The 26,489-nt window shown below is 72.7% G+C and carries 22 protein-coding genes and 1 tRNA gene; 8 read left to right on the top strand and 15 right to left on the bottom strand.

The annotated features are described in order from the left end of the window. Nucleotides 1-5: 5 nt before the first annotated feature. From AC07DU_RS16725 to AC07DU_RS16735, 3 genes are all read right to left on the bottom strand, one after another. The gene (locus AC07DU_RS16725; protein ID WP_360902924.1) at nucleotides 6-206 is read right to left on the bottom strand and encodes a helix-turn-helix transcriptional regulator; all 201 of its coding nucleotides are present in this window, start codon (nucleotides 204-206) and stop codon (nucleotides 6-8) included. A gap of 303 nt (nucleotides 207-509) precedes the next feature. Next, complete coding sequence (locus AC07DU_RS16730; RefSeq protein WP_479112016.1) at nucleotides 510-1,526, bottom strand: Gfo/Idh/MocA family protein; 1,017 nt, start codon at nucleotides 1,524-1,526, stop codon at nucleotides 510-512. 12 nt (nucleotides 1,527-1,538) lie between these two features. After that, nucleotides 1,539-2,450, bottom strand: a complete 912-nt coding sequence (locus AC07DU_RS16735; protein ID WP_479112018.1) for a sugar phosphate isomerase/epimerase family protein — start codon at nucleotides 2,448-2,450, stop codon at nucleotides 1,539-1,541. 83 nt (nucleotides 2,451-2,533) lie between these two features. Here AC07DU_RS16735 and iolC point away from each other — a divergent pair, with 83 nt between their 5' ends. The 4 genes from iolC to AC07DU_RS16755 are packed head-to-tail and all read left to right on the top strand — an operon-like array spanning nucleotide 2,534 to nucleotide 7,811. Then, nucleotides 2,534-3,484 carry a 5-dehydro-2-deoxygluconokinase gene (gene iolC, locus AC07DU_RS16740; protein ID WP_479112155.1) on the top strand — a complete coding sequence of 317 codons (951 nt, stop codon included), beginning with the start codon at nucleotides 2,534-2,536 and terminating at the stop codon, nucleotides 3,482-3,484. A 7-nt stretch (nucleotides 3,485-3,491) separates the two neighbouring features. After that, nucleotides 3,492-4,433 carry a 5-deoxy-glucuronate isomerase gene (gene iolB / locus AC07DU_RS16745; RefSeq protein ID WP_479112020.1) on the top strand — a complete coding sequence of 314 codons (942 nt, stop codon included), beginning with the start codon at nucleotides 3,492-3,494 and terminating at the stop codon, nucleotides 4,431-4,433. After that, nucleotides 4,430-6,298: a 3D-(3,5/4)-trihydroxycyclohexane-1,2-dione acylhydrolase (decyclizing) gene (gene iolD / locus AC07DU_RS16750; RefSeq protein WP_479112022.1), complete on the top strand. Its 1,869-nt coding sequence runs from the start codon at nucleotides 4,430-4,432 to the stop codon at nucleotides 6,296-6,298. The genes iolB and iolD overlap by 4 nt, the downstream gene beginning before the upstream one ends. A 13-nt stretch (nucleotides 6,299-6,311) precedes the next feature. Then, complete coding sequence (locus AC07DU_RS16755) at nucleotides 6,312-7,811, top strand: CoA-acylating methylmalonate-semialdehyde dehydrogenase (RefSeq protein ID WP_479112024.1); 1,500 nt, start codon at nucleotides 6,312-6,314, stop codon at nucleotides 7,809-7,811. A 102-nt stretch (nucleotides 7,812-7,913) separates the two neighbouring features. Here the strand turns inward: AC07DU_RS16755 and AC07DU_RS16760 are convergent, their stop codons facing one another. From AC07DU_RS16760 to AC07DU_RS16780, 5 genes are all read right to left on the bottom strand, one after another. Continuing rightward, nucleotides 7,914-8,978 (bottom strand): WxL protein peptidoglycan domain-containing protein, encoded by a 1,065-nt coding sequence (locus AC07DU_RS16760; protein ID WP_479112026.1) that lies wholly within the window; start codon nucleotides 8,976-8,978, stop codon nucleotides 7,914-7,916. Between the two features lie 89 nt (nucleotides 8,979-9,067). Then, nucleotides 9,068-10,363, bottom strand: a complete 1,296-nt coding sequence (locus tag AC07DU_RS16765; protein WP_479035151.1) for a hypothetical protein — start codon at nucleotides 10,361-10,363, stop codon at nucleotides 9,068-9,070. A 245-nt stretch (nucleotides 10,364-10,608) separates the two neighbouring features. After that, nucleotides 10,609-11,817 (bottom strand): S8 family peptidase, encoded by a 1,209-nt coding sequence (locus AC07DU_RS16770; RefSeq protein WP_479112028.1) that lies wholly within the window; start codon nucleotides 11,815-11,817, stop codon nucleotides 10,609-10,611. Nucleotides 11,818-11,898: 81 nt separating this feature from the next. Then, nucleotides 11,899-12,312: a GNAT family N-acetyltransferase gene (locus AC07DU_RS16775; RefSeq protein WP_360902951.1), complete on the bottom strand. Its 414-nt coding sequence runs from the start codon at nucleotides 12,310-12,312 to the stop codon at nucleotides 11,899-11,901. Nucleotides 12,313-12,409: 97 nt separating this feature from the next. After that, a complete protein-coding gene (locus AC07DU_RS16780; RefSeq protein WP_479112031.1) occupies nucleotides 12,410-12,889 on the bottom strand; it encodes a hypothetical protein in 480 nt (159 codons plus the stop codon). A 173-nt stretch (nucleotides 12,890-13,062) separates the two neighbouring features. On the opposite strand from AC07DU_RS16780, the gene AC07DU_RS16785 reads away from it, so the two are divergent. Beyond that, nucleotides 13,063-13,527, top strand: coding sequence for a phospholipase (locus tag AC07DU_RS16785; protein WP_453374678.1), 465 nt, complete (start codon nucleotides 13,063-13,065; stop codon nucleotides 13,525-13,527). Nucleotides 13,528-13,570: 43 nt separating this feature from the next. Here AC07DU_RS16785 and AC07DU_RS16790 read toward each other — a convergent pair whose 3' ends face one another. Together AC07DU_RS16790 and AC07DU_RS16795 are read right to left on the bottom strand one after the other, a co-directional pair. Further along, the gene (locus AC07DU_RS16790) at nucleotides 13,571-14,683 is read right to left on the bottom strand and encodes a sulfite oxidase (RefSeq protein ID WP_479112033.1); all 1,113 of its coding nucleotides are present in this window, start codon (nucleotides 14,681-14,683) and stop codon (nucleotides 13,571-13,573) included. Nucleotides 14,684-14,792: 109 nt separating this feature from the next. Continuing rightward, complete coding sequence (locus AC07DU_RS16795) at nucleotides 14,793-16,115, bottom strand: phosphoribosyltransferase family protein (protein WP_479112035.1); 1,323 nt, start codon at nucleotides 16,113-16,115, stop codon at nucleotides 14,793-14,795. A 290-nt stretch (nucleotides 16,116-16,405) separates the two neighbouring features. Here AC07DU_RS16795 and qcrB point away from each other — a divergent pair, with 290 nt between their 5' ends. Continuing rightward, nucleotides 16,406-18,022: a cytochrome bc1 complex cytochrome b subunit gene (qcrB, locus tag AC07DU_RS16800; protein ID WP_479112037.1), complete on the top strand. Its 1,617-nt coding sequence runs from the start codon at nucleotides 16,406-16,408 to the stop codon at nucleotides 18,020-18,022. A gap of 49 nt (nucleotides 18,023-18,071) precedes the next feature. Here the strand turns inward: qcrB and ctaF are convergent, their stop codons facing one another. The 5 genes from ctaF to AC07DU_RS16825 form a co-directional block, all read right to left on the bottom strand. Further along, nucleotides 18,072-18,461: an aa3-type cytochrome oxidase subunit IV gene (ctaF, locus tag AC07DU_RS16805; RefSeq protein WP_479035171.1), complete on the bottom strand. Its 390-nt coding sequence runs from the start codon at nucleotides 18,459-18,461 to the stop codon at nucleotides 18,072-18,074. Next, the gene (gene ctaD, locus AC07DU_RS16810; RefSeq protein WP_479112039.1) at nucleotides 18,451-20,160 is read right to left on the bottom strand and encodes an aa3-type cytochrome oxidase subunit I; all 1,710 of its coding nucleotides are present in this window, start codon (nucleotides 20,158-20,160) and stop codon (nucleotides 18,451-18,453) included. Before ctaD ends, ctaF begins: the two co-directional genes overlap by 11 nt. Nucleotides 20,161-20,630: 470 nt before the next feature. Further along, the gene (locus tag AC07DU_RS16815) at nucleotides 20,631-21,644 is read right to left on the bottom strand and encodes an SRA domain-containing endonuclease (RefSeq protein ID WP_479112041.1); all 1,014 of its coding nucleotides are present in this window, start codon (nucleotides 21,642-21,644) and stop codon (nucleotides 20,631-20,633) included. Between the two features lie 134 nt (nucleotides 21,645-21,778). After that, nucleotides 21,779-22,270 (bottom strand): hypothetical protein, encoded by a 492-nt coding sequence (locus tag AC07DU_RS16820; RefSeq protein ID WP_479035174.1) that lies wholly within the window; start codon nucleotides 22,268-22,270, stop codon nucleotides 21,779-21,781. Between the two features lie 241 nt (nucleotides 22,271-22,511). Then, nucleotides 22,512-22,584: transfer RNA gene (locus AC07DU_RS16825), tRNA-Arg, on the bottom strand. A gap of 332 nt (nucleotides 22,585-22,916) precedes the next feature. Between AC07DU_RS16825 and AC07DU_RS16830 the strand changes: the two genes are divergently transcribed. Together AC07DU_RS16830 and AC07DU_RS16835 are read left to right on the top strand one after the other, a co-directional pair. Next, nucleotides 22,917-24,551: a dynamin family protein gene (locus AC07DU_RS16830; protein WP_479035177.1), complete on the top strand. Its 1,635-nt coding sequence runs from the start codon at nucleotides 22,917-22,919 to the stop codon at nucleotides 24,549-24,551. 4 nt (nucleotides 24,552-24,555) lie between these two features. After that, a complete protein-coding gene (locus tag AC07DU_RS16835; RefSeq protein WP_479035181.1) occupies nucleotides 24,556-26,403 on the top strand; it encodes a GTPase in 1,848 nt (615 codons plus the stop codon). The last annotated feature ends 86 nt before the right edge of the window (nucleotides 26,404-26,489 follow it).

The following is a 26,489-nucleotide window of genomic DNA, read 5'->3' on the forward strand; positions in this document are numbered from 1 at the left end:
GCCCCTCAGTCCTCGCGCCGGCCCCGGTTGCCGGGCCGGCGGGCCACCCAGGCCCGCACGGTCTCGGGGTACCAGTAGGGCTTGCCGCCCTCCACGTGATCGGGTGCGGGGAGCAGGCCGTGCTTGCGGTACGAGCGCACGGTGTCCGGCTGGACGCGGATGTGGGCAGCGATTTCCTTGTACGACCAGAGCTGACGGTCGGCCATGCAGGACACCTCCTCGTCCACGCGGCGGGGCCGGCCGGGAGGCCGTCGGGGGAGCCGGCGCGTGGGCAGTGACGATCACTCGCGTTGTGCCCGGGGAACGACGCACGGTGAGGCCAGGGGAGGGGCTGTTGACCGCCTGTGACGGAAAACCCGCGTAGTGCGGACATGTGTGACACGAAGGCGACCCCTGTGACAGGAGCGCCACAGGGGTCGAGGGGCCAGTCGTGGGGTCAGCCGAGGGACCAGCCGGGGGATCAGTCGTGGGGTCAGTCGTGGGGCCGTACGCGCGCCGGGCGCGGGCCGTCAGCGGTACAGGGCCGGCCGTTCCACCAGCTCCACCACGGTCCGTACGCCGCTGCGCGCGGCCGCGAGGCCCGCCTCCGAGACGGCGGCCGCCGCGTAGCCGTCCCACGCGTCGGGTCCCGCCACCCGGCCGCGGCCGGCCGCCTCCACCCAGCGCCGCAGCTGCCGGTCGTAGGCGTCGGCGAAGCGCACCGTGAAGTCCTGGTCGATCGCGCCGCCCCACCGGCCCGCCGACTGAACCACCATCGCGTGTCCGTCGCCGATCCGGGCCGTGCCCGCCTCGCCGACCGCCTCGCACTGCACTTGGTAACCGAAACCGCAGTTCACGAAGATCTCCACGTCGACGACGGCCCCGCCGGAGGTCTCCAGCACCACCAGCCGGGGATCGCGCAGCCCCTCGGGGGCGGCCGCCGAGGGCCTCGGCGAGAGCACGGTGACGGCGGTGATCTCCTGCCCCAGCAGCCAGCGGGCCGCGTCCACCTCGTGCACCACGGAGTCGCTGATCAGCATGTCGCTGGTGAAGAAGGACGGCGAGGAGGCGTTGCGGTGGCGGCAGTGCAGGAAGAGCGGCCGTCCGATCCCGCCCGCGTCCAGCAGCTCCTTCAGCCCTTCGTACTCGGCGTCGTGCCGCCGCATGAACCCCACCTGCACCAGCCGCCGCCCCAGCCGCTGTTCGGCCTCCATGACGCGCAGCGCCCCCGCCGGGTCCGGGGTCAGCGGCTTCTCGCACAGCACCGGCAGCTCCCGCTCCAGGGCGTGCAGAATCGCTTCCTCGTGGGCGGGCCCGGGAGAGGCGATCAGTACGGCCCGCACCCCGGGCGCGGCTATCGCGGCCGCCGGGTCGGTGTGCGCGCTCGCGCCGTCCAGGGTGCCCGCGACCTCCTTGACCCGGTCCCCGTCCGGATCGGCCACGGCCACCACCCGCGCCCCGCCCACGCTCCGCCCGATCCGGCGCACGTGGTCGGCGCCCATCTTCCCGGTGCCGATGACGGCGATGCCGAGGGTGCTGCTGCTCATGCGATTCCTCCTTCAGACGCCACAGGAGCGCAGATAGGCACGGGTGCGGCGGGCGATCGGCAGGGGCCGGTCGGGCGGGCACGGGTACATGTCCTGCTCCACGATGGCGAACAGGTCCACGCCGAGCCGCCCGGCCGCCGCCAGTACGGGTTCCAGCGCGGGTACCCCGGACGGCGGCTCGCACATCACCCCGCGGCCCACGGCCGGCCCGAAGGGCAGCTCCTGCGCGAGGACTTCGGCGAGGATCCGCGGGTCCACCTGCTTGAGGTGGAGGTAGCCGATCCGCTCGCCGAAGGTCTCGACGGCCTGGACGCTGTCGCCGCCGCAGTAGGCGTAGTGCCCCGTGTCCAGGCAGAGGGAGACCAGGGCGGGATCGGTGGCGTCCAGGAAGCGGGCCACGTTCTGCGGGGTGTCGATGTGGGTGTCAGCGTGCGGGTGGACGACGATCCGCAGCCCGTAGCGGTCCTGGACCTCGCGGCCCAGCCGCTCGGTCTGGGAGGTCAGTTCACGCCACTGGGCGGGCGTGAGGGTGCGGTCCTCCAACACCTTCCCGGTCTTGTCGTCCCGCCAGAAGGAGGGGATGACGACGAGGTGCGCCGCGCCCACGGCCCCGGTGAGCGCCGCGATCCGCGACACGTGTTCCCAGGTGTCCTCCCACACGGCGGGGCCGTGATGGAGTCCGGTGAAGACCGTTCCGGCGCTGACCCGCAGCCCGCGCCGGGCCGTCTCCTCGGTGAGGCGGGCGGGATCGGTGGGCAGATAGCCGTAGGGGCCGAGCTCGATCCACTCGTACCCGGCGTCGGCGACCTCGTCGAGGAAGCGGTCCCAGGGCGTCTGCCGGGGGTCGTCGGGAAACCAGACACCCCAGGAGTCCGGAGCCGAACCGACACGGATACGCGTCAACGCGGGCGGGGAGGACGTCATGACGACCACCTTAGGCTGGGACGAGAGCGGGAGGACTGACTGTGACCGGGACCGGCGATCCGTTGGAGTTCGACCTCATCACGATGGGCCGGATCGGGGTGGATCTCTACCCGCTGGCGACCGGCGTACCACTGGCGGAGGCCGAGACCTTCGGCAGGTTCCTCGGCGGCTCCCCGGCCAACGTGGCCGTCGCGGCGGCCCGGCTGGGACGGCGGGTGGCGCTGATCACCCGCACCGGCGCGGACCCCTTCGGCGGGTATCTGCGCTCCGAGCTGCGGGGGTTCGGGGTGGACGACCGGTGGGTCGGGGAGGTCGCGGGCCTGCCCACGCCCCTCACCTTCTGCGAGATGTTCCCGCCGGACCGGTTCCCGCTGTACTTCTACCGGCTGCCGAAGGCCCCGGACCTGCAGATCGCGGCGGACGAGCTGGACCTGGAGGCGGTACGGGCGGCCCGGGTGTTCTGGATGACGGGCACGGGCCTGAGCGAAGAGCCCTCGCGGGAGGCGACTCTGGCGGCGCTGGACGCCCGTGGCGCCGGGGCGGGGGCGGGGGCGGGGGCGGGTGCGGGGACGACGGTGTTCGACCTGGACTGGCGGCCCATGCTGTGGCGGGAGAAACCCGGGCCGTACTACGAGCGGGCGCTGGCCCGGGCGACGGTGGCCGTGGGGAACGTGGAGGAGTGCCAGATCGCCACGGGGGAGTCCGAGCCGTACGCGGCGGCGCGGGCGCTGCTCGCCGCCGGGGTGGAACTGGCGGTGGTCAAACGGGGCCCGGAGGGCGTGCTGGCGGTCCACCGCGACGGAACGGTGGCGCAGGTGGCGCCGGTTGCCGTCCGGGTGGTGAACGGGCTGGGGGCCGGTGACGCGTTCGGGGGCGCGCTGGTCCACGGGCTGCTGGCGGGGTGGCCGCTGGCGCAGGTGATGCGGTACGCGAACGCGGCGGGGGCCATCGTCGCGGGGCGCCTGGCTTGTTCGAGCGCGATGCCGTTCGCGGCGGAGGTCGAGGAGGTGCTGGGCCGTGCCGGTGGTGAATGAGTGGGGGATGTCCTGGACGAGGCTGGTCGTCCTCAACCTGGCGCCGGGCGAGGTGTACGGGTTCGAGTGCGGGGAGTCGGAGTGGATCGTGCTCCCGCTGTCGGGCGGCTGCGAGGTCCGCTGCTGGGGCGCCGCCCCAGACCCCGCTCCTCAAACGCCGGAGGGGCTGAAACATCCAGCCCCGCCTGGGGGTCCCCCCGGACGGAATCTGGGGGAGTTTGAGGCGCGGGGGTCTGGGGGCAGCGCCCCCGGCAGCGATCCGCAGACGTTCGAACTGCGCGGCCGCGACGGGGTGTTCCGCGGGCCCACCGACTTCGCCTACCTGCCCAGGGATGCGCACGCGGAGGTCACCTCGGCACAGGGAGGGCGCTTCGCCCTCGCCGGGGCGCGATGCCGGCGGCAGCTACCCGCACGGTACGGCCCGGCCGGAGCCGTGCCCGTGGAGCTCCGCGGCGCGGGCCAGTGCTCCCGACAGGTGAACAACTTCGCCGCAGCGGGCCCCGGCGGCTTCGACTGCGACCGGCTGATCGCCGTAGAGGTGCTCACCCCCGGCGGGAACTGGTCCTCCTACCCGCCCCACAAGCACGACGCGCACCACCCCGGCGAGGAATCCCGCCTGGAGGAGATCTACTACTTCGAGATCGCCCCGCACGGGAACACGCCCGGCCTCGGCTACCAGCGCGTCACCCCCTCCCCGGCCGGAAAGACCGACATCCTCACCGAGGTGCGCTCCGGCGACGCCGTGCTCATCCCGGACGGCTGGCACGGGCCGTCCATCGCCGCCCCCGGGCACGACATGTACTACCTGAACGTGATGGCCGGGCCGCCCGGCGGGCCCCGGGAGTGGCTGATCCGGGACCACCCCGACCACAGCTGGATCCGCGACAGCTGGGACGGGCAGGACGTCGACCCCCGGCTGCCCTTCCACCACGAGGAGGCCACCCCGTGAGGCTGACCGTCGCCCAGGCACTCGTACGCTTCCTCGCCCACCAGTACACGGAGCGCGACGGGCAGCGCCACCGTCTGATCGCCGCCACGTGGGGGATCTTCGGGCACGGCAACGTCGCCGGCATCGGCCAGGCCCTCCTGGAGGAGGGCCCCGACGCCATGCCCTTCTTCCAGGGCCGCAACGAGCAGGCCATGGTGCACGCCGCCGTCGGCTACGCCCGCCAGTGCGGCCGGCTCTCCGCGCACGCCGTCACCACCTCCATCGGGCCCGGCGCCACCAACCTCGTCACCGGGGCCGCCCTCGCCACCATCAACCGGATCCCGGTGCTCCTGCTGCCCGGTGACACCTTCGCCACCCGGCCCGCCGACCCCGTGCTCCAGCAGCTGGAGGTCCCCTACGCCGGTGACGTCTCCGTCAACGACACCCTGCGGCCCGTCTCCCGCCACTTCGACCGGATCACCCGCCCCGAGGCCCTCGTTCCGGCGGCCCTCCAGGCCATGCGGGTGCTCACCGACCCCGTGCAGACGGGGGCCGTCACCCTCGCGCTGCCCCAGGACGTCCAGGCGCAGGCGTACGACTGGCCCGAGGAGTTCTTCGCCGAGCGGGTCTGGGGCGTACGCCGCCCCCGGCCAGACCGCGCGGAGCTCGCCGCGGCCGCCGAGGCCGTACGGGGATCCGCGCGCCCCCTGCTCGTCGCCGGCGGCGGGATCCGCCACAGCGGGGCCCAGGCCGCCCTCGCCGCCTTCGCCGACGCCACCGGGATCCCGGTGGCCGTCACGCAGGCGGGCAAGGGGGTCCTGCCGCACGACCACCCGGCCGACGTCGGCGGGATCGGCCACACCGGGACGGCCACCGCCGCCGCACTGGCCCGGGAGGCCGATCTGGTCATCGCCGCCGGGACCCGCCTGACGGACTTCACCACCGCCTCCGCGACCCTCTTCCGCGATCCGGCCGTCCGGTTCATCGGCCTCAACCTCGATCCGTACGACGCCCACAAACTGGCCGCCCGGCCGCTGGTGGCCGACGCGCGCGAGGGGCTCGACGAGCTGCGGGAGGCGGTCGCCGGGTACCGGGTGGATCCCGCGTACGAGACGGCGTACCGGCAGCGCCAGGAAGAATGGGAGAGCCGCGTCGACCGGGCCTGGGCCGTCGACGACGAGGACGCGGCGCCCACCCAGGCCCAGGTGCTGGGCCTGCTCGACGCCCTCGTCGACGACACCGACATCCTGATCAACGCGGCCGGCTCGCTCCCCGGCGACCTGCACAAGCTGTGGCGGGCCCGGTCCGCGGACCAGTACCACGTGGAGTACGGCTACTCCTGCATGGGATACGAGATCCCGGCGGCGATCGGCGTCGCGCTCGCCGCACCCGGCAGGCCGGTGTGGGCGCTGGTCGGGGACGGCACCTACCTGATGAACCCGACCGAGATCGTCACCGCCGTCCAGGAGGGCGTCCCGATCAAGGTGGTCATCCTCGACAACCACGGCTACGCCTCGATCGGCGGCCTGTCGGGGGCGGTGGGCGGCGAGGGGTTCGCCACCGGATACCGCTTCCGGACGCCCGAGGGCGCGTACACGGGCGACCCCCTTCCGGTGGACCTGGCGGCCAACGCGGCCTCCCTGGGAATGGCCGTAATCCGCACCCGCACCATCGGTGACCTGCGAAAAGCCCTGGCGGAGGCACGCTCGGCGGACCGTCCCACATGTGTCTACGCGCAGACCCGAACACCCGACACTGTGTCGGGCCCACCCCCGGCACAGGCGTGGTGGGATGTTCCTGTGGCCGAGACCGCGACCCGCAAGGCGGCGGCCGAGGCCCGTGAAGAGTACGACCGGCAAGCCGCGCAGCGACGTCGCCATCTGTGAAGGAGCAAGGCACATGAAGACCGTCAACCACTGGATCGGTGGCAAGACCGTCGAGGGCGCGTCGGGCAATTACGGCCCGGTCACCGACCCGGCCACCGGCGAGGTCACCACGCAGGTCGCGCTCGCCTCGGCCGAAGAGGTCGACGCGGCGGTACAGGTCGCGAAGGAGGCCTTCCAGACCTGGGGCCGGTCCTCGCTGGCCACCCGCACCAAGGTGCTGTTCGCCTACCGCGCCCTGCTCGACGCCCACCGCGACGACATCGCCGAGCTGATCACCGCCGAGCACGGCAAGGTCCACTCGGACGCGCTGGGCGAGGTCGCGCGCGGCCTGGAGATCGTCGAGCTGGCCTGCGGCATCACCACGCAGCTCAAGGGCGAGCTGTCGACGTCGGTCTCCAGCCGGGTGGACGTCTCCTCCATCCGCCAGCCGCTGGGCGTGGTCGCGGGCATCACCCCCTTCAACTTCCCGGCGATGGTGCCGATGTGGATGTTCCCGCTGGCCGTGGCCTGCGGAAACACCTTCATCCTCAAGCCGAGCGAGAAGGACCCGTCGGCTTCCAACAAGCTCGCCGAGCTGATGAGCGAGGCGGGCCTGCCCGCGGGCGTGCTGAACGTCGTGCACGGCGACAAGGTGGCCGTGGACGCGCTCCTGGCCCACTCCGACATCGCGGCCGTGTCCTTCGTCGGCTCGACCCCGATCGCCCGCCACATCCACACCACCGCCTCGGCCCACGGCAAGCGCGTGCAGGCGCTGGGCGGCGCCAAGAACCACATGCTGGTCCTCCCGGACGCCGACCTGGACGCCGCGGCCGACGCGGCGGTGTCCGCCGCCTACGGCTCGGCCGGTGAGCGCTGCATGGCGATCTCCGCCGTCGTGGCCGTCGGCTCCATCGCCGACACCCTGGTCGACAAGATCCGCGAGCGCGCCGAGAAGATCAAGATCGGCCCCGGCAACGACCCGACCTCCGAGATGGGCCCGCTGATCACGGCGGCCCACCGCGACAAGGTCGCCTCGTACGTGAAGGGCGCGGCGGCGCAGGGCGCCGACGTGGTGCTGGACGGCACCGGCTACACCGTCGAGGGCAACGAGAACGGCCACTGGATCGGCCTCTCCCTGCTCGACAACGTCCGGACCGACTCCGACGCCTACCGCGACGAGATCTTCGGCCCGGTGCTGTGCGTCCTGCGCACGGAGACCTACGAGGAGGGCGTGGCCCTCATCAACGCCTCGCCGTTCGGCAACGGCACCGCGATCTTCACCCGCGACGGCGGCGCCGCCCGCCGCTTCCAGCTGGAGATCGAGGCCGGCATGGTCGGCGTCAACGTCCCGATCCCGGTTCCGGTGGGCTACCACTCCTTCGGTGGCTGGAAGGACTCGCTCTTCGGCGACCACCACATCTACGGCAACGACGGCATCCACTTCTACACCCGCGGCAAGGTCGTCACGACCCGCTGGCCGGACCCGGCCGACGCCCCGTCAGGCGTGGACCTGGGCTTCCCCCGCAACCACTGACGCCCCGGGCACCCCGCACGGCGAGAACCCCCGGCCCACCCCCTCACCGGCCGGGGGTTCCCGCTAGCCCGTTCCGTCCCGTCCCGTCCCGCCCCGTGCCGTTCAGGGGGCGGGCGTCAGTTCCGGGGCGGGCTCGGGGTGTTCCTCCACCCGGCCGCGCCGGCGCCGCAGCACCCGCAGGGCCAGGGCCGCTCCCGCCGCCAGCAGGAGCGCGCCCACCGCCGGCCAGGGGACGGCGGTGAACCGGGTCCCGGACTGCGAGCGCAGATCGGGGTGGGCCGTCGCGCCCGCCGTGATCGTGACGCTCACCCGGTCCGACTGGGGCGCGTCCGGCCAGGGCTCGGTCAGTTCGATCCGCTGGCCGGGCAGCAGGGGCAGCTTCAGCTCGCGGGCCGGGCGGCTGAGCAGCTCGCGCCCGAACAGGCCCCGCGCGGACACCGCCACCGTGGGCTCGACGACCAGGTTGCCCCGGTTGACCAGCGTGTACGAGACCGTGGCCCGGGCGTTCTTGACCCAGGGCAGCAGGGGGGCCGCGCGGGTGACCCGTACGTCCTCCACGCTCAGGCCCGGGGTCACCGGACCCGGCACCCGGAAATAGAGGCGGGCGCCCACCGAGCGCTTCACCCCGACCTGGACCTTGCCCTCCTGCTGGACGCCCTCCACCGCCGTGCCCAGGGCGACGATCCCGCCGACGTGGTCGCCGGGCGTCGCGTCCGCCGGGACCTTCACCGTGAACGGGATGTCCGTGCGGCCCTTGGGCGGCACGGTGACGGGGTGCGCGGCCTGCGGTGCCAGCGTGATCCACGCGCCGACGTCCTGGGGCCGACTCTCCACCGGCAGCAGGGCGAAGGCGCCGCCCGACGGGGTGTTCACGGCGTCGGTCGCGAAGACCTGGAACGTCAGCTCCTTCTCGGAGGAGTTCAGGATCGTCACGCTGTCGCTGAGGGTGGTCCCGGCCTCGCCCTGGTGGAAGAAGTACGCGCGGTCGGTCATCGTCGCGCCGGCCGCCGGTGTCGGGAAGACGCTCCAGGTGCCGTTGTCCGCCGCCCTGGCGGCCGTGGCGGACAGCGGGCCCGTGCCCGCCACGAGCGCGAGCAGGGGCGCGAGCGCGAGCAGGGCCAGGAGCCGGCTGACGAGCGGACCGTGCGAGGGGGTGCGGATGCGCATGGGCGGTCTCTCCAGTCGGCGCGGCACGGGGAAGGGGTGGTGCGGCGCCGGAGCGCCGCACCACCCGGGACGGAGCGGGGCCGTACGGGTCAGGCGATCGAGAAGGTGACGACCGTCTGGTAGGTGTCGGCGAACATGAACGGCGGGAGCTGGATCATCCCGGCGCCGCCGACGGCGAACTCACCACCGGTCAGCTCCTCCCCGCCGGCGGCCTGCGAGGCCACCTTCATCGGGGTGTCGGAGATCGCGCCGGGCGCGCCCGGCGTGCAGGTGCTCGGGCTGTCCGGGTTGGTCACGGTGCAGGACGGCTGGATGCCGATCTGCGCCTTGGCCATCGAGTGACCCGTGGTCTGGTTCAGGAACGGCGTGCGCGTCGCCGTCACGTCCCAGCCGAGCGAGCCGCCGCGGAAGTCCTGGACGGTCGCGGCGTTGAAGACGCCGACCACCGACTGGGCCTTTCCGTTGATGGTGACCGCGCCGAAGCTGACGGCCGGCTGGCCGTCCTTCGGGCCGAGGGCCAGCGGTCCGGGCAGGACCTCGACGTCGACCGGGTTCTTCACGCCGGGCTGGTCCTCCAGGAACACGAAGGCCTTGTACGGGGTGACCGCGCCGTCGATCCTGATCGCGTCGGCCTTCTTGGTGACCGTGACGGTGCAGGTCGCGGCGCCGGAGGCGTCCGCCGTGCCCGCACCGGCATCACCCGTCGCCACGCCCCCGAGGAGGGCGGAGCAGGTGACCGCGCCGGCCGGGAAGTTGGCGCCGTTGACGACGACGGCGGTACCCGCCGGGCCGCTGTTGGGCGTCAGCTTCGTCGTGACCGGGTCCTTGGGCAGGGCCTCGACCGCGACCGAGCCGAGCGAGGCGCTCGGGCGCGGTGCCGGGGTGCAGGTGGTGGTGAAGACCGAACCGGAGAGGTCCGCGTCGGTGACCGCCAGGTCGAGGGCGACGTTGACCGCGGTGCCCTCGGTGCCGTCCGGAATCCTGATCGTTCCGGAGAACGCCTTGGGGTCGAGCGGCTGCCCGGCCACGACGGTGACGGTCTCGGGCGGGCTGGTGACCACCTGGGTGGTCGTCCCGACCTTGAGGGTGATCTTGGAGGTGTTCACCGTGGTGACGGAGAACGCGGGGACCAGCGGGCTCGCACCCGGGTCGATCGTGATCGGGACGACGTCGCCGGCCTTGGCGCCGTCCGGGAGGGTGACGGTGTAGTTCTGGTTGCCCGAGCCGTCCGACTGCGGCGCGGGGGCGTCACAGTTCTCGAAGACGGCGGTGGTCTTGGTCGCGGCCTGCGCGGAGCCTGCCAGGCCCACCACGCCGCCCGACAGGGCCAGGGAGAGGGCTGCCGCCCCGGCCAGTACTCTTCGTCGATGCGTTCTCGTACTCACTGGGTCGCGACTCCTTCGTCATGACGAACCCTCCCCCCACCCGCTGTGTGGGGGAGGCCGAGCCGGTGCGGTGGCCGATATTGACGCGTCGCCGTGATGAGAAGTCAATGACTTGCTTTCGCCCGAAGCGCACATAAATTGATGGGCCATCAGAGAAGGTCTGATGGCCCATCGCATACCGGCCGGTCGGCGTGGCCGGTGGTCAGCGGTCGGGGGGCTACTGGCCGGTGCCTAGCGGCCGGGGGCTAGCGGTCGGTGGGCAGGTGGAGCAGCAGGTTCGCGCTGCCGGCCGGCAGGGCGGTGATCCGGTCGGGCACGGCACTGCGTACGAGCGCCTCGGAGACCTGCGCCGGAGTCCTCGCGACACCGCGCGCCAGGATGAGCGCGGCCACCCCGGCCACGTGCGGCGAGGCCATCGAGGTGCCGGAGGCGCGGGCGGTGGCCGTGGTGGAGCCCTTCCAGGCCGAGGTCACGGACACGCCCGGCGCCCAGAGGTCCACGCACCTGCCGTGGCTGGAGAAGGGCGCGCGCCGGTCCCGGGCGTCGGTCGCGCCGACCGTGATGGCCTGGCGGACGGAGGACGGGGATCCGCCGCAGGCGTCCTTGCCCTCGTTCCCGGCGGCCACGGTGAAGGTGATCCCGGAGGCCACGGCCCGGATCACCGCCCGGTCCAGGGCGGAGCTGCGCGTACCGCCCATGCTCATGTTCGCCACCGCCGGGGTGGCCCGGGCCCTGGCGGCGTCTTTCACCATCCAGTCGATGCCCTTGAGCATGGCCGAGAGCCTCCCGGAACCACGGCAGTCGGCCACCTTCACCCCGACGAGTGACACCCCCTTCGCGACCCCGTACCGCTCCCCGCCGACGGTCGCCGCGACGTGCGTGCCGTGGCCGTTGCAGTCGCCGGAGCTGCCGGGGAACAGCGCGCTGTAGCCGAAGCGGGCGCGGCCGCCGAACTCCCGGTGGCGTGTGTTGATCCCGGTGTCGATCACGTAGACCGTCACGCCCTCGGCCTTGGTGGGGTACGTGTACGAGCCGTCGAGCGGGAGCCCGCGCTGGTCGATCCGGTCCAGCGGCCAGGGCGCGGGGCTCTGCGACTGCGCGTCGGCGACGTCCATGGTGTGGAACCGCGCGTCGGGCTCCACGGAGGCCACCCGGGGGTCGGCGGCCAGGGCGGCGGCGCGGGCGGCGGTGGTGCGGACGGCGAAGCCGTGGAGGGCCGCGTCGTAGACCGGCCCGACCTCGTCTCCCGCCTGCTCCGCCTCCGCGACCAGCGCACGGGTCGCGGCGCGGGAGCCGGTGTCCTTGAGGGCGACGACGTAGGGGGCGGAGTCCGAAGTGGCGGAGGTGGCGGCGGAGTGCGGGGGCAGGGGAGTGGCGGCCGTGGCGGCTGTGGTGGCCGTGGTGGCCGCCACGAGGAGCGCGGCGGCGGGGAGGAACGCGGCGAAAGGGGTCATGCGGCCGATGCTCGGCGAGCGGCGGCGCGGGCGCGCGGAGGGTGCGCCGTGTGGGCGCACGACACGCCCTCGGGCGGTGGGTTACGGGGCGAGCTGCCAGCCGCGCATCGCGTAGAGCCCTTCGTCGCGCGCGCCGCAGGCGGTGTAGGTGGCCAGGGCGGGCTCGTTGTCGGTGTCGACCCCCGCCCACATGCCGTAACAGCCACGTCCCCGCGCCTCGTCGGCGAGGGCCAGCGTCAGGGCGCGGCCGATCCCGCGGCGGCGGTACCCCTCGTCCACGGAGAGCTCGTAAAGGCACATCTCGGTGCCCTTGTCGGGGTGGCACATCTCGATCCCGGAGACCATTCCGGCGGGCACGCCGTCGACGTAGGCGATGAGCATCACGTGCCCGGGGGCGGAGAGGAAGCGCTCGGACCAGTCCTTGCGGACGGGCCCGTCGAAGAGGGCTTCGGCGGCGGAGAGTTCGGCGGGGGTGAAGGCCCGGCGGATGTCCATGGCGGCCACGATAAGGCGTAGCCGACGGATGGTGAGCGGTATCCCGGTACGGCGTGGCGGGGCGCCGGCCCGATCGCCGAGGCAGGGGCGGGCCGTCTCAGGGAGCGGTCGGGGAGGCGGCGCCGTCCGTCCAGGCGTAGACCCGCTTGCCGCGGACGGCGACCTGGTACTGCCGGGCGTCGCGGCACTCGGGCCGGAGCTCGGACCGCAGGCTGCGCGGCCACCACTTGGCGTGCAGATCGGGGGCGCCCGGCTGTTTCGTCGCGGCCGCACCGCACTGCGGGCCGTCCAGCGGCGTCGCGCCGAGCGTGAACCGGATCAGCCGGGACCCGCCGGTGGTGCGCACCCGTATGCGCACGTCGGTGGCGTCCTTGGGTATCCAGGACGGAAGGGCGAACGGGGCCCCGGCGCGGGTGGGCGCGTCGGCCGCGGTCGCGAACCGCTTGCCCTTCTCCTTGGACACCCGGGCGTGGACCGCGTCGGTCACCGGGTTGGGCGGCAGGTTGGGCAGCGCGAAGGCGGCGGTGGCGAGGGCTCCCACGGTGGCGGCGGCGATCACGAGCGGGCGGCGGTTCATGCGTTCCAGTCTGGGCCGTGGGTGCCTCACCGCGCGTCCTTCCGCAGGACGATCCGCGCCTCTGCCGGAGGTCGCACACGGCCTCATACCTGGGAGCTGCCCGGTGCAGTGACCGGGCGCCGCGCGGGGCGTTGGCCGGGGTGACCCGCCCGCTCCGGCCCCCGAGGAACGCCATGCGCCGTCCCCGCCCGATCCCCGCTCTCGCCGCCGCCACCGCCACCGCGGTGCTCGCCCTCGCGTCACCGGCCTGGGCCGCACCCGGGGCGCCGGCCGACAAGCCGCAGGTACTGAGCCGCTGGACGCAGAGCAGCGCCGGCAGCTACCGGGCCTGGGCGGACGCGCGCGAGCACCGGGCCGCGTGGGCCGCGTACGGCTTCGACTGGTCGACGGACCTCTGCACCACCTCCCCGGACAACCCCTTCGGCTTCCCCTTCGAGGCGGCCTGCGCACGCCACGACTTCGGCTACCGCAACCACCGGGCGGCGGGGCTGTTCCCGGCCGCCAAGGCACGGCTGGACGAGGCGTTCCACGCGGACATGAAGAGGGTCTGCGCGCGGTACCGGGGCCCCCGCAAGAGCTCGTGCGACAGCACCGCATGGACCTACTACCAGGCCGTCAGGCTCTTCGGTATCTCCTAGGGGCCGGGCATTTCCCGGTCGCCGGGGCTCCTGGTCTCCCGGCTCAGCAGCACAGCACGGGGACCTGCTGGACCAGGTTGTTGCCGAAGCCACCGCGGTTCCAGGGCTGTTCGAGGGGCTGGGTGCGGCCCTCGCCGTCCGTGGCGCGGACGGTGAGGGTGTGGCTCCCCGGTGCGGCCCGCCAGTCGCAGGTCCAGCCCTGCCACGCCCAGCGGTGCGCCCCCTGCGGCTCGACCCGGGCCGGTGTCCAGGAGCGGCCCGCGTCGGCGCTGACCTCCACCCGCACCACCGACCCGTACCCGGACCAGGCGCGCCCCTCCAGCCGTACGGGGCCGGGGCGCACGACGCGGGTGCGGGACATGAAGTCGGGGAAACCCGGCGGGACCATCAGAGCGCGCGGGGCGATGCGGGTGACCGGCTCGCCGGGTTCGTCGGGGTCCTGCCGGTACCGGTAGGCCACGAACTGCTGGAATCCGGTGAACGGGGCGTCGACGAGCGTGATCTCGCGCAGCCATTTGACGTGCGCCATGCCGTACCAGCCGGGGACGACCAGCCGCAGCGGGTACCCGTGCTGCGGCGGCAGGGGCCGGCCGTTCATGGCGTACGCGATCAGCACCTCGGGGTCGTCGCCGGTGGCTGCCGACAGGGGCAGACTGCGCCGGTAGTCCTGCTCGACGCCGCGTTCGACCCCGTGATCGGCGCCGGTGAACACGGCCTCCACGGCGTCCGGCCGCACCCCGGCCTCCGCGAGCACCAGGCGCAGCGGCACGCCGGTCCATTCGGCGGTGCCCACCGCCTCGACCAGCCACGGCTGGCTGACCGGACGGGGGGACAGGCGCGCCCGGCCGTTGCCCGCGCACTCCATGGTGACCCGGTGGGTGACGGCGGGAAATCCGCGCAGGGCGGCGAGGTCCAGGCTCAGCGGGGTGGCGACCCGGCCGCCGACGGCCAGGCTCCAGTGGTCCGCGTCGGCGGCGGGGATGTCGTAGTGGACCAGGACGTAGTGCAGACCCGGCGGCGTGACCTCGTAGCGCAGGGCCTCCAGCGGGAGGCCGTGGTTGCGGGCCGCGAGCGCCAGCTCCTCCTGGCTGATCCCCTCGTCGGGCGCCGCGACGCGTCCCGGGGTGCTGACCTCCTGCAAAGGTGCCTGCTCCATCTCCTCATGGTCGCGCGCACCGCGCCGCGCGGCACGTCGTCGGCCCGTGCGGCCCGGCACTCCCTTCCGGTCGCAGCCCGACGCGCGTCCTAGGCCCGAAAGAGGCGACCTAGCGCGACAGGTACTCGTTGAACCAGCTCCGGGCCAGGTCGGCCACCTCGTCCAGTGCTCCCGGCTCCTCGAAGAGGTGGGTGGCGCCCGGGATGACCTCCAGCCGGTTCTCGCAGCGCAGCTCGCGCTGGGCCTGCCGGTTCAGTTCGAGCACCGTGGTGTCCCGGCCGCCCACGATCAGGAGCGTGGGCGCCCGTACGCCGGCCAGCCGCGGGCCGGCCAGGTCGGGCCGCCCGCCCCGGGACACGACGGCGCCGACGTCCGGCCCGTTCCCGGGGCCGGCGGCAGCGGCGAGGTCCGCGGCCGCCCACAGCGCGGCGGCGGCCCCGGTGCTGGCCCCGAAGTAGCCGATCGGGACGGAGGTGCGCCGGCGCAGCCAGCGGGTGGCGTCCGCGAGCCGCGCGGCCAGGGTCTCGATGTCGAAGACGTTGGCCCGGTCGGCCTCCTCGGCGGGCGTGAGCAGGTCGAAGAGCAGCGTGCCGAGGCCCGCCCGGTTCAGGTCCGCCGCCACCGCACGGTTGCGCGGGCTGTGGCGGCTGCTGCCGGAGCCGTGGGCGAACATCACGACCGCCCCGGCGGTCTCGGGGAGGGTGAGGTCGCCGGCCAGAGCGGTCCCGCCGGCGTCCACCTCGACCGCCGAGGACCCGGACGGACCGGAGGCGGTGGACTTGGAGGACTTGGAGGTCGCGGCCGCCGCCCGTGCCAGCAGGTCGACGACCTCCTCGTCCGGGGTCTGGGAGAAGTCCTCGTACCACTCGCCGACGGCGCGGAAGGCGCGGGGTGTGGACAGGCACACCACCTCGTCGGCCTCGGTGGCCAGCCACGCGATCGCGTCCGGCGGCGCCACCGGGACGGCCAGGACCACCCGCCCCGCGCCCTGCGCCCGTACGACCTCGCACGCGGCGGCTGCCGTGGACCCGGTCGCGATCCCGTCGTCCACCAGGACCACCGTGCGGCCGGCGAGGTCCAGCCGCGGCCGGTCGCCGCGGAACCTGGCCGCCTGCCGTGCGAGCTCGGCCTCCTCGGCGCGCTCGACGGCCGCGAGGTCCTGCTGCCCGACCCCGCTGCTGCGGACGATGTCCTCGCTGATGACCCGTACGCCGCCCTCGCCGATCGCGCCGAACCCCAGCTCACGGTGGTAGGGGACGCCGAGCTTGCGCACCACGATCACATCGAGGGGGGCGTCGAGGGCCCGCGCCACCTGGAAGGCGACCGGGACCCCGCCGCGGGGCAGGCCCAGGACGACGGGACGCTCCGGCGCCAGGTGGCGCAACGCCTCGGCGAGACGCGCACCCGCGTCCGCGCGATCGGTGAACTGCACGAGGGTTCACCCCCAACCCGAGGGAAACGTCAGACCACGCACCCACCTCTACGCCTACTTCGACGCAACCCCATGCCCGGCCTCGCCGCAAGTCCGCGCGGAACCGCCAGCGCGCCGTGTCTGAATTGATAGCGAAGAGTGAATTTGGGTAGCTTTGCGTGAGCTCCGGGCGGCCCGCTCGATCCAGTGGCGGGAGTCCGGACGCTTCGGACAGGAGGTGCGTGCCGGTGCCTGGTCCGAGCGAGCGGGAAACGCGGCCGGAGAAACCGGGGAGAGGGACGCGCAGCGCGGTGGTGCGGGGGGCCGAGGCCCTGGACGCACGGCTCCCGCTGTCGGAAGTGGCCCGGTCGCTGGTCCGCAAGGTCTTCCCCGACCACTGGTCCTTCCTCCTGGGCGAACTGGCGCTCTACAGCTTCGTCGTCCTGCTGCTGACCGGGGTGTTCCTCGCCTTCTTCTTCGACCCGTCCATGCGCGAGAGCGCGTACCAGGGCTCGTACGCGCCGCTGCGCGGCGTGCTCATGTCGCAGGCCTACCTCTCCACCCTGGAGATCAGCTTCGACGTGCGGGGCGGACTGCTGATCCGTCAGCTCCACCACTGGGCGGCGCTGCTCTTCCTGTCCTCCATCGGGGCGCACATGCTGCGGGTGTTCCTCACCGGCGCCTTCCGCCGCCCCCGGGAGGTCAACTGGCTGCTGGGCGTCACGCTCTTCCTGCTGTCCCTGCTGGAGGGCTTCGCGGGCTACTCGCTCCCCGACGACCTGCTGTCGGGCACCGGACTGCGGATCGCCCAGGGGATCATGCTGTCGGTCCCGCTCGTCGGCACGTACCTGAGCTTCTTCGCCTTCGGCGGCGAATACCCCGGGGACGACATCGTGCCCCGGCTCTACCCCGTGCACATCCTGCTGGTCCCCGGACTGCTGCTGGGCCTGATCACCGTGCACGTCCTGCTCGTCTTCGCCCTGAAGCACACCCAGTGGCCGGGACCCGGCAGGACCGGCCGCAACGTCGTCGGCCTGCCCTTCCACCCGCAGTACGTCGCCAAGTCCGGCGGCCTGTTCCTCATGGTGTTCGGGCTGCTCGCCGCCCTCGGAGCGCTGGCGCAGATCAACCCCATCTGGAGCTACGGCCCCTACCGCGCCGACGTGGTCTCCACCGGCGCCCAGCCCGACTGGTACGTCGGATTCCTCGAAGGGGCGCTGCGCCTGATGCCTGGCGTGGAGACACGGCTGTGGGGGCACACCGTCATGTGGAACCCCCTGCTGACCGCCGTGGTGCTGCCCGGCCTGCTCTTCGCCGTCCTGTACGCCTACCCCTTCTTCGAACGCTGGATCACCGGTGCGACGGGGGAACGGCACCTGTGCGACCGCCCGCGTGACCGGCCCGTCCGCACCGCCCTGGGCACGGCGGCCCTGTCCTGCTACGCCGTGCTCCTCCTCGCCGGGGCCCAGGACGTCCTCGCCTTCGTCTTCGACGTGCCCCTGCCGGCGCTGACCTGGACGCTGCGCGCCGCGTTCCTCGCCGTCCCGGTGGCCGTCTTCTGGCTGACCAGGCGGCTGTGCCTGGGCCTCCAGGACCGGGAGCGCCGCCTGTTGACCGACGGCGAGGCGTCCGGCCTGGTGGTCCAGGGAGCCGAGGGCGGCTTTCGGCCACAGCACCGGGCCCTCACGCCCGGCGAGCGGTACGCGGTCCTCGCGCGGGAACGGCCCCGGCCGCTGGCGCCCGACGGGGAGGCGGGCGGGGGCGGGGGACGGCTGGGGCCGCTGCTGAACAAGACGCGGTCGGCCCTCAGCCGCTGGTACTACCGGGACAGCGTCCCCTACCCCACGACCGCCGAGCAGCGCCGGAAGATCGCCGAGACCACGGCCGGACCGGACGGCCGGAGGCCGCCGGGGGAAGCGGACGGCTGACCCACTCCTGGCTGCTCCTCGCTGACTCGCTCGTCATCGCTCATCCTCGCTATTCCTCGTGGCCGAGGTTCTGGAAGGCGAAGCCCAGGACGCCCGGCAGCAGGACACCGAAGCCGATGAGGCACAGCCACAGGCCCTGTACCACCCCCAGGCCGATCAGCGCGGTGCCCACGGCCGCCAGGACGGGAAAGTAGCTGCGGGCGGGGAAGAAGGCCGTACGGCCGCCCGCCTCCCGGACCTCGGCCTCCTCGCGGTCCTCCGGCCGCGCGCCGCCCCGCCGGTACTGGCGCCAGAGGAACGCGGCGACCAGGCTCGCCATGACGAAGGAGACGCAGAGCGCGGCGCTGCCCGCCGGCTCGCGCGAGAACCAGCCGTAGACGGCGGTGGTCGCCCCGAAGAACAGGGCCGTACCGGTGAAGAGCCAGGCCTCACCTTTCACGGGGCACCTCCGGGTGGTGCAGGTCGAAGGCCGGGGATTCCGAGCGGATCCGCGGCAGCGTGTGGAAGTTGTGCCGGGGCGGCGGGCAGCTCGTCGCCCACTCCAGGGAACGCCCCCAGCCCCAGGGGTCGTCGACGGTGACCCGCACGCCGTAGCGATGGGTCTTCCAGACGTTGTAGAGGAAGAACAGCGTGGAAAGGCCCAGCAGGAAGGAGCCGAGGGTGGAGATGGTGTTGAGGAGCGTGAAGCCGTCGCTCGCCAGGTAGTTCGCGTAGCGTCGCGGCATGCCCGCCTGGCCAAGCCAGTGTTGGACCAGGAAGGTGGTCTGGAAGCCGGTGAACAGGGTCCAGAAGTGGAGCGCGCCCAGCCGTTCGTCCAGCATCCGTCCGGTCAGCTTCGGCCACCAGAAGTAGAAGCCGGCGAAGGTGGCGAAGACGATGGTGCCGAAGAGGACGTAGTGCAGGTGCGCGACGACGAAATAGCTGTCCGTCAGGTGGAAGTCCAGCGGCGGGGAGGCCACCAGCACCCCGGTCAGACCTCCCAGGAGGAAGGTGACGAGGAAGCCGATGGACCACAGCATCGGCGTCTCGAAGGAGAGCGATCCCTTCCACATCGTTCCGATCCAGTTGAAGAACTTCACCCCGGTCGGCACGGCGATCAGGAAGGACAGCAGGGAGAAGAAGGGCAGCAGCACGGCCCCCGTCGCGAACATGTGGTGCGCCCACACGGTGGCTGACAGGCCGGTGATGGCGATCGTGGCGCCGATCAGGGCCACGTAGCCGAACATCGGCTTCCGGCTGAAGACGGGGAGGATCTCGGTCACCACGCCGAAGAACGGCAGGGCGACGATGTAGACCTCCGGATGCCCGAAGAACCAGAACAGGTGCTGCCACAGCAGCGCGCCACCGTTGGCCGGGTCGAAGACGTGGGAGCCGAACCTGCGGTCCGCCTCCAGGACCAGCAGCGCGGCCGTGAGCACCGGGAAGGCCAGGAGCGCCAGGATGGAGGTGAACAGGACGTTCCACGTGAAGATCGGCATGCGGAACAAGGTCATGCCGGGCGCGCGCAGGCAGACGATGGTGGTGATGAAGTTGACCGCCCCGAGGATCGTGCTCAGACCGGAGACCGCCAGCCCCATGGCCCACAGGTCGGGGCCCGTACCGGGGGAGTACCGGGCGCCGTTCAGCGGCGCGTAGGCGAACCACCCGAAGGCGGCCGCCCCGTGCGTGGTCAGGAATCCCGAGACGACCAACAGGCCCCCGAAGAGGTACACCCAGTAGGTGAAGGCGTTGAGCCGCGGAAAGGCGACGTCGGGCGCGCCGATCTGCAACGGCATGATCGCGTTGGCGAAACCGGTGAAGGTGGGCGTCGCGAACAGCAGCATCATGATCGTGGCGTGGATGGTGAACATCTCGTTGTACTGCTGGTTCGAGACGATCTGCAGGCCGGGGCGGGCGAGTTCGGCCCGCATCAGCATGGCCAGCACGCCGGCGAAGAGGAAGAAGGCGAAGGCCGTCACCAGGTAGAGATTGCCGATGACCTTGTGATCGGTGGTCGACAGCCACCTCAGGACGGCGGAGCCCTGCCCGGCCCGCCGCTCGCTCCCACGCGCGGCCCTCGGCTGCGCCGACGCCCCGTCGGGCGCCGGGTCATCGGGCGCCGCGTCGTCGGGCGTTGCCCCTTCGGGTGAACGGTCCACCGACGTCATCCGTCCTCCAGAGAGCTTCGCCGCCGAGCCTGCACCCCTTGCCCTACAGCCTGGCCCGAGCGCCGAAGGAACGGCGCGCCGTGAGCATCGGCCATTCGGCGGGTCCGTCAACCAGCGAAAAGCCCTCCGCGAAGGGAGGGCTCACCTGCGGCCAAGCACACCGGGCGCTGCCCGTACCCCGGCTGCTCGGTCCGCATCCGGTATCGCACCGTCACACCGGACGAGGCCGAGCGGCTCGCCACCGCGGCGGTCGACCACGACCGTCACGGCAACGGCCGTCAGGCCGTCTCTTTCGGATCTTGTCGGTCAAGCCCGCGTCGTCCGGTGCCGTGCATCGCAAGGCGGAGGGGCGCCCGTGTACGGGACGTACTCGGGCGCCCCGACAACGCGGCGAGGTGCGGTGCCGGGCGGCGCGGGCCCGGCAAGATCCGGAAGAGACGGCCTAGGCCAGACACTGCACCTCAGTCGGCCAACGGGAAGCCGGCGAAGCCGTCATCGGTCTGGTAGACGAGGTACACGTTCTGCGATGCCAGCAGATCCTTCACGTCCTTGCTCGGCTCACTGGGCAGCAGCACAGCCGCCCGCAGGCCCGTCGGGTTGGGGAGGTGCCGGCGGTAGTCGGCAAGCTGACCGATCGCCATGCGGATGTTGGTGCGGGTCGTCAGTCCCTTGGCCTCGTACAGCACGTGGTCGGTGAGGTCGTACAGGTCGGGCGTGAGAGCCCCCACCTCACCGGCGATGGTGATCTGGAACGACTTGTGCACGTGGCCGGCGGCCTCAAGGTCCTTCTTGAACGCCTCCATCAGCAGGCCCTCACGACGCAGAACCGTACGAGGCCCTCCAGGAACATCAGCGATCGTCTCCGAGGTGATGTGCTGCTCGGACTTCTTGTCCTTCACGCTGGTCTGGGCGGGAATCACCGGGACGGTGTCTACGTCCTCCACGTCGTTGCCGGCCGCCGGCTTGAGCCAGTCTTCGTCCTTCCAGGCCGGCGTCGACCCCGGAGCGGGCCTCAGCCGAAACACGAGGGCGTTGCGCATCTTGTGGTCCTGGCCCGGTCCGCGGCGGATCTCGACGGGGTTGATCGGGTCTACGGCCATCTGCCCGATGTATCGCTGGCGCATGGCACCGCTACCACCCGGCACCTTGCCCTGCGCAACGAACAGGTGCAGCTCACGGCCGTCCTCGACGTGGTACCGCAGGGACTTGTTGCGGCTCTTCATCTCCTGGTCACCGTTCGCGCCATAGCCGGTGTACAGGTACAGCGGGCCGTACTCGTCATCCTCGGCGCGGCCATCGAAGGTGTAGCCGAACTCCTCGCCCGCGGAAGGGTCGGAGTAGATGAATACCTTCTTCGCCTCGTTGGCCGGCTCGATGCCCTGGTACTTCCCACCGCCGAACGCAGCCACGACCTCATCACGCGTCGTGATCATCCCGGGCACGAGCTCAAACGTCTTCGTCATGGTCACGACCATAAGCAGCCCCGCCCGCATCCCGGCACCCCATTTCCGGGACCACGCGAGCGGGCGGGCCCCTCTCGGTAAAGACCGGCCCGCCCTGCCCTCTCCATCCACTCAAGACCTGGAGGCAGTCCAGCATCGATAGCACCTCATGCGTGACGGCGCGCCGGAGGCTGCAAGTCGTCCCGCATCAGCCGTTGCAGCGAATCCAAGTCCCTGAAGAAGGGCTGTATGACCTGCTGATACTCAGGGGTCTCGAAGCTCACCTCATCGGAGGTAAGGATGTCGCGGGCGGTCCGAAGCTGGTAGTAGACCGGCACGGCGGCATCGTAGATGTGGTCGGGCGCCGCTATCGCCAGCTCACGTAGGACGGACTTGGCGTCCGAGTGCTGGGGATCCGTGAGGAACGCGTCGTGAATCGCCTGCGTTCGAGCGGGCCCGACTGCCTCCCGTGCGGCCGCCATCGTCATACGGCTGTGGGCCTGAGCCAGTGAAGTCAAAAACCGCACGTAGGCGACTCGCTTCGTATCTGCCCACTGCTGTTGCTGTGCCCGCCGAGAACGCAGGACGTCGGTGATCAATGTCGTCCCGATCCCGAATAAGGCACCTACCGCCGCAACTGCCAGAGTCCCCCACTCCATGCACGCAGAGTACGAGTCCCCCAACACCGGGTCTAGGTGTCCCGCCCCGTGCCCTCACCTCGGCCGCGTGGGCGGGAGCCCGGAGGCAGGCTCGGGCCGTCGCCTACGGGCCCACGTCGAGAGGGAGTAACTGGCGGGACGCACTCGCATCCGCCGAGGGGGTGAATCCTGAGATCACCCCGCCGCCGGAGCCGCCGCTGAACAGCACAAAGACCCTCCCGCGGGAGGGCCTTCAGAAGAGTGCCCCCGGCAGGACTCGAACCTGCGGCCAAGTGCTTAGAAGGCACCTGCTCTATCCACTGAGCTACGGGGGCCGGAAGGTGGCCGTGGTGGCCTGGAGCCCCTGGTGGGGGTGGGACTGCGGTCCGTGCCGGGTCAAGGATAGGGCTCCGGTTGCCTTGTCCCGGTTGCTTCACTCGCGGGCCACGATGTGGAGGTTCGGTGAAGCGGTCCCGATAATCGCAGGCAGGTGCGATTCTCGCATCGGTTTTGCGCCGCGGCGCCCCCTGGTGTTGTGCACTCGTTATGCCTGCGCCCCACTCGTCCGCCGTGACCAGAATGTCCCACTGGAGTCGCGCTCGGCGCGCAGAGGACTTATAAGCTTCAAAAATGGTCCTAAATTGGGCATTCTTCGCATGTGGTGACCTTGGATGTTCGGCCTCAGCTGCTCGATGCCCTGTCCGCCCTGCGCGACCGGGTCGCGTCCGTGCGTCTGCCGCTGCCCCTGCCCGGCGCTCCGCGCGCCCGTCAAACCAGAGCCGAGCTGCTCGCGCAGCTCGACGACTACCTCGTACCCCGGCTGAAGGCGCCCGAGGCGCCCATGCTCGCCGTCGTCGGCGGGTCCACCGGGGCCGGTAAGTCCACCCTCGTCAACTCCCTCGTCGGACGACAGGTCAGCGAAGCCGGGGTGCTGCGCCCGACCACGCGCACGCCGGTGCTCGTCTGCCATCCGGATGACCACCACTGGTTCGCCGGGATGCGGGTCCTGCCCGACCTGATGCGGGTCTGGGTGCCGCACGCGGAGGAGGGGGCGCCCCCCGCGCCCGCCTCCCGGGCCCGCGAACGCACCCGGGCCGGCGACCGCACCCGGGCCGGCGGCCACGCCACCCGCGAGATGCGGATCGAGACCGTCTCCACCCTGCCGCGCGGGCTCGCCATCCTCGACGCCCCCGACATCGACTCCCTCGTGGTCGAGAACCGGACACTCGCCGCCCAGCTCATCTGCGCCGCCGACGTCTGGGTGATGGTCACCACCGCATCGCGGTACGCCGACGCCGTCCCCTGGCACCTGCTGCGCACCGCCAAGCAGTACAAGGCCACCCTCGTCACCGTCCTCGACCGGGTCCCGCACCAGGTGCTCGCCGAGGTCTCGCGGCAGTACGGGGCCCTGCTCACCAAGGCCGGGCTCGGCGACGTACCGCGCTTCACCGTCCCCGAACTGCCCGAATCGGCCGGCGGGGGCGGGCTGCTGCCGGCCAGCGCCGTCGCCCCGCTGTGCGCCTGGCTCGCCCACCACGCCCAGGATCCCGCCGCCCGCCAGTACGCCGTCGGGCGGACCGCGCTCGGCGCGCTGGACTCCCTCGGGCGCCGGATGCCCGAGCTCGCCTCTGCCGTCGCGGCCCAGCACGCCGCCGCCGTACGGCTGACCTCGGCCGTCGAGGACGCGTACAAACGGGAGGGCAAGCGCGTGCGCGGCCGCCTCGACCACGGCGCCGTCCTGGCCGGGGACGCCCTGACCCGGTGGCGCGGCTACCCGCTCGACACGAGCGCCGACGAACTGCTCGACTCGCTCGCCGAATCCCTGGCCGCGCTCCTGCAGTGCGCCGTCGCCGCCGCCGACGAGCGGATCGCCGAAGCCTGGCGGCGGGAGCCGGCCGCGGGCGCGCTGGCGCTGCCCGCGCCCGACCGGGAGGCCGGGGAACGCATCGGCATGGCCGTACGGCGCTGGCGGCGCGTGCTGGAGGAACTCGCCGAGGAAGAGGTCGCCCGGCTCGACAAGCAGCCCGCACCCGACGCCGACGGCGTCGCGGCCCTGCTCGTCGCCGCCCTCCTCGGCGGCAAGCGGGCCCGGCCCGCCGGGGAGCGGCTCGCCGAACGGATCGGCGCCCAGGCCGCGCTGCGCCTGCGTGACCGCGGCGCCGAACTGGTCGGCGACCACCTCGACCAGGTGCTGCGCGCCGAACGCGACCGCCGGCTCGCCCCGCTGGAAGCACTCGAAGTGACCCCGGAACCGCAGGCCGAGCTGATTGCCGCGCTGTCCCTACTGCAAAAGGAGAGGTGACGCAGTGACCGCCCTGACCGACCGCACCGACGACCGCTGGGACGACGGACTCATCGCACGATCCCGGCCCCGGGTCGCCGGCCGGGAGCCGGGCGACGAGGAGGGCGACGACGGCGACGAGGGCGACGAGGCGCTCGTCCGGGCCGTCTCCGGCGCGGGCAGCGACGGCGGCAAGTCGACCGCGCCGCCGCTCAGCCCCGAGGGCTACGCCCTGCGGCTGCGCCTCGACGCGCTGCGCCAGCTCGTCGGGCTGTCCCGGACCCGGCTCGACGGCAAGACCCTCGCCGAAGCCGGGCGGGTCCTGGACGAGGCGGCCGCACGCCGCGGGCTGTCCCCCCAGCACACGGTCGTCGCCATCGCCGGCGCCACCGGAAGCGGCAAGTCCACGCTCTTCAATTCACTCGCCGGAGTGCAGATCTCCGAGACCGGACTGCGCCGTCCGACCACCGCGGCGCCCATCGCGTGCAGCTGGTCGGACGGAGCCGCCGGACTGCTGGACCGGCTGGAGATCCCCGGGCGGCTGCGGCGCCGCCCCCGGGAGACCGCGGAGGCGGAGACGCTGCGCGGCATGGTCCTCGTCGACCTGCCCGACCTGGACTCGGCGGTCGGCGCGCACCGGGACCACGTGGACCGCGTCCTGGCGCTGGTCGACGCGGTGGTGTGGGTGGTGGACCCGGAGAAGTACGCGGACGCGGTGCTGCACGAGCGGTACCTGCGGCCGCTGGCCGGGCACGCGGAGGTGACCTTCGTGGTGCTGAACCAGGTGGACCGGCTGCCCGGCGAGTCCGCCGACCTCGTACTGGACGACCTGCGGCGGCTCCTCGACGAGGACGGGATCGCGCTCGGCGAGCACGGCGAGCCGGGGGCCACCGTGCTCGGACTGTCCGCTCTTACGGGTGAAGGCGTGGGGGAACTTCGCGAGCTCCTCGCACAGTTCACCCAGGAGAAGGGCGCCGCGACCCGCCGGATCTCCGCCGACGTGGACCGCGCGGCCGTGCGCCTGCGGCCGCTCTACGTCGCCGACGGGCACCGCGGGCCCGAGATCGGGGAGGCGGCGCGCGCCGAGTTCGAGGACCGGCTCGCCGAGGCGGTCGGGGCGTTCGCGGCCGGGCTGGCGGCGGAGCGCGCCTGGCGGCGCAACGCCGGCAAGGCGTGCGGGACGCCGTGGCTGCGGCTGTGGCGGTGGTACGAAAGCCGGCGCGCGCCGCGCACCCTGGCGGGCCTGGCCGCCCTGGCGGCCATCGGCAACCGGGGTGCGCCGGCCCAGCCCGCGCCCGTGGAGGAGGAGGTGACTGCACGTCAGCGCGTGGAACAGGCCGTCCGGGCGGTCGCCGACGAGGCGGTCACCGGCCTGCCCGAACCATGGGCGCAGGCCGTACGGGAGACCGCGGTGCGCGGCGCGGAACGGCTTCCGGAGGCGCTGGACGAGATCGCGGTGACCCTGGGGGCGGCGGTCGCGGTGCCGAGCGTCAAACCGCCGCGGCCCACGTGGTGGCCGGCGGCGGTGCTCGGGCAGGCGGCCATGACGCTGCTCCAGGTCTACGGAGGGCTGTGGCTGGTCGGGCAGATCGCGGGAGTACTGGAGCCGAGGCTGCTTCCGCCCGTGCTCTTGATGGTCGCGGGCATCATCGGCGGGCCGCTCGTGGAATGGGCCTGCTCGATCGCCGCCCGCGGCCCGGCGCGCCGGTACGGGCAGGACGCCGAGCGGAGGCTGCGGCAGGCGGCGGCAGGCTGCGGGCGGGCCCGCGTACTGGAACCGGTGGCGGCGGAGCTGCTGCGCTACCGGGAGGTGCGCGAGCAGTACGCCACGGTCGCCGCAGGGGGGACGAGGTTGTCCACAACCCGCCAGTAATCCACAGGCCGGAGCGGGATCCGGCGGCCTGACCCAGCATGGTTCGTAGCCCGTACGGATGGTCCGCGCGGGCACGGAACACGGGG

It is taken from the genome of Streptomyces sp. NPDC045695 (genome assembly GCF_056432025.1).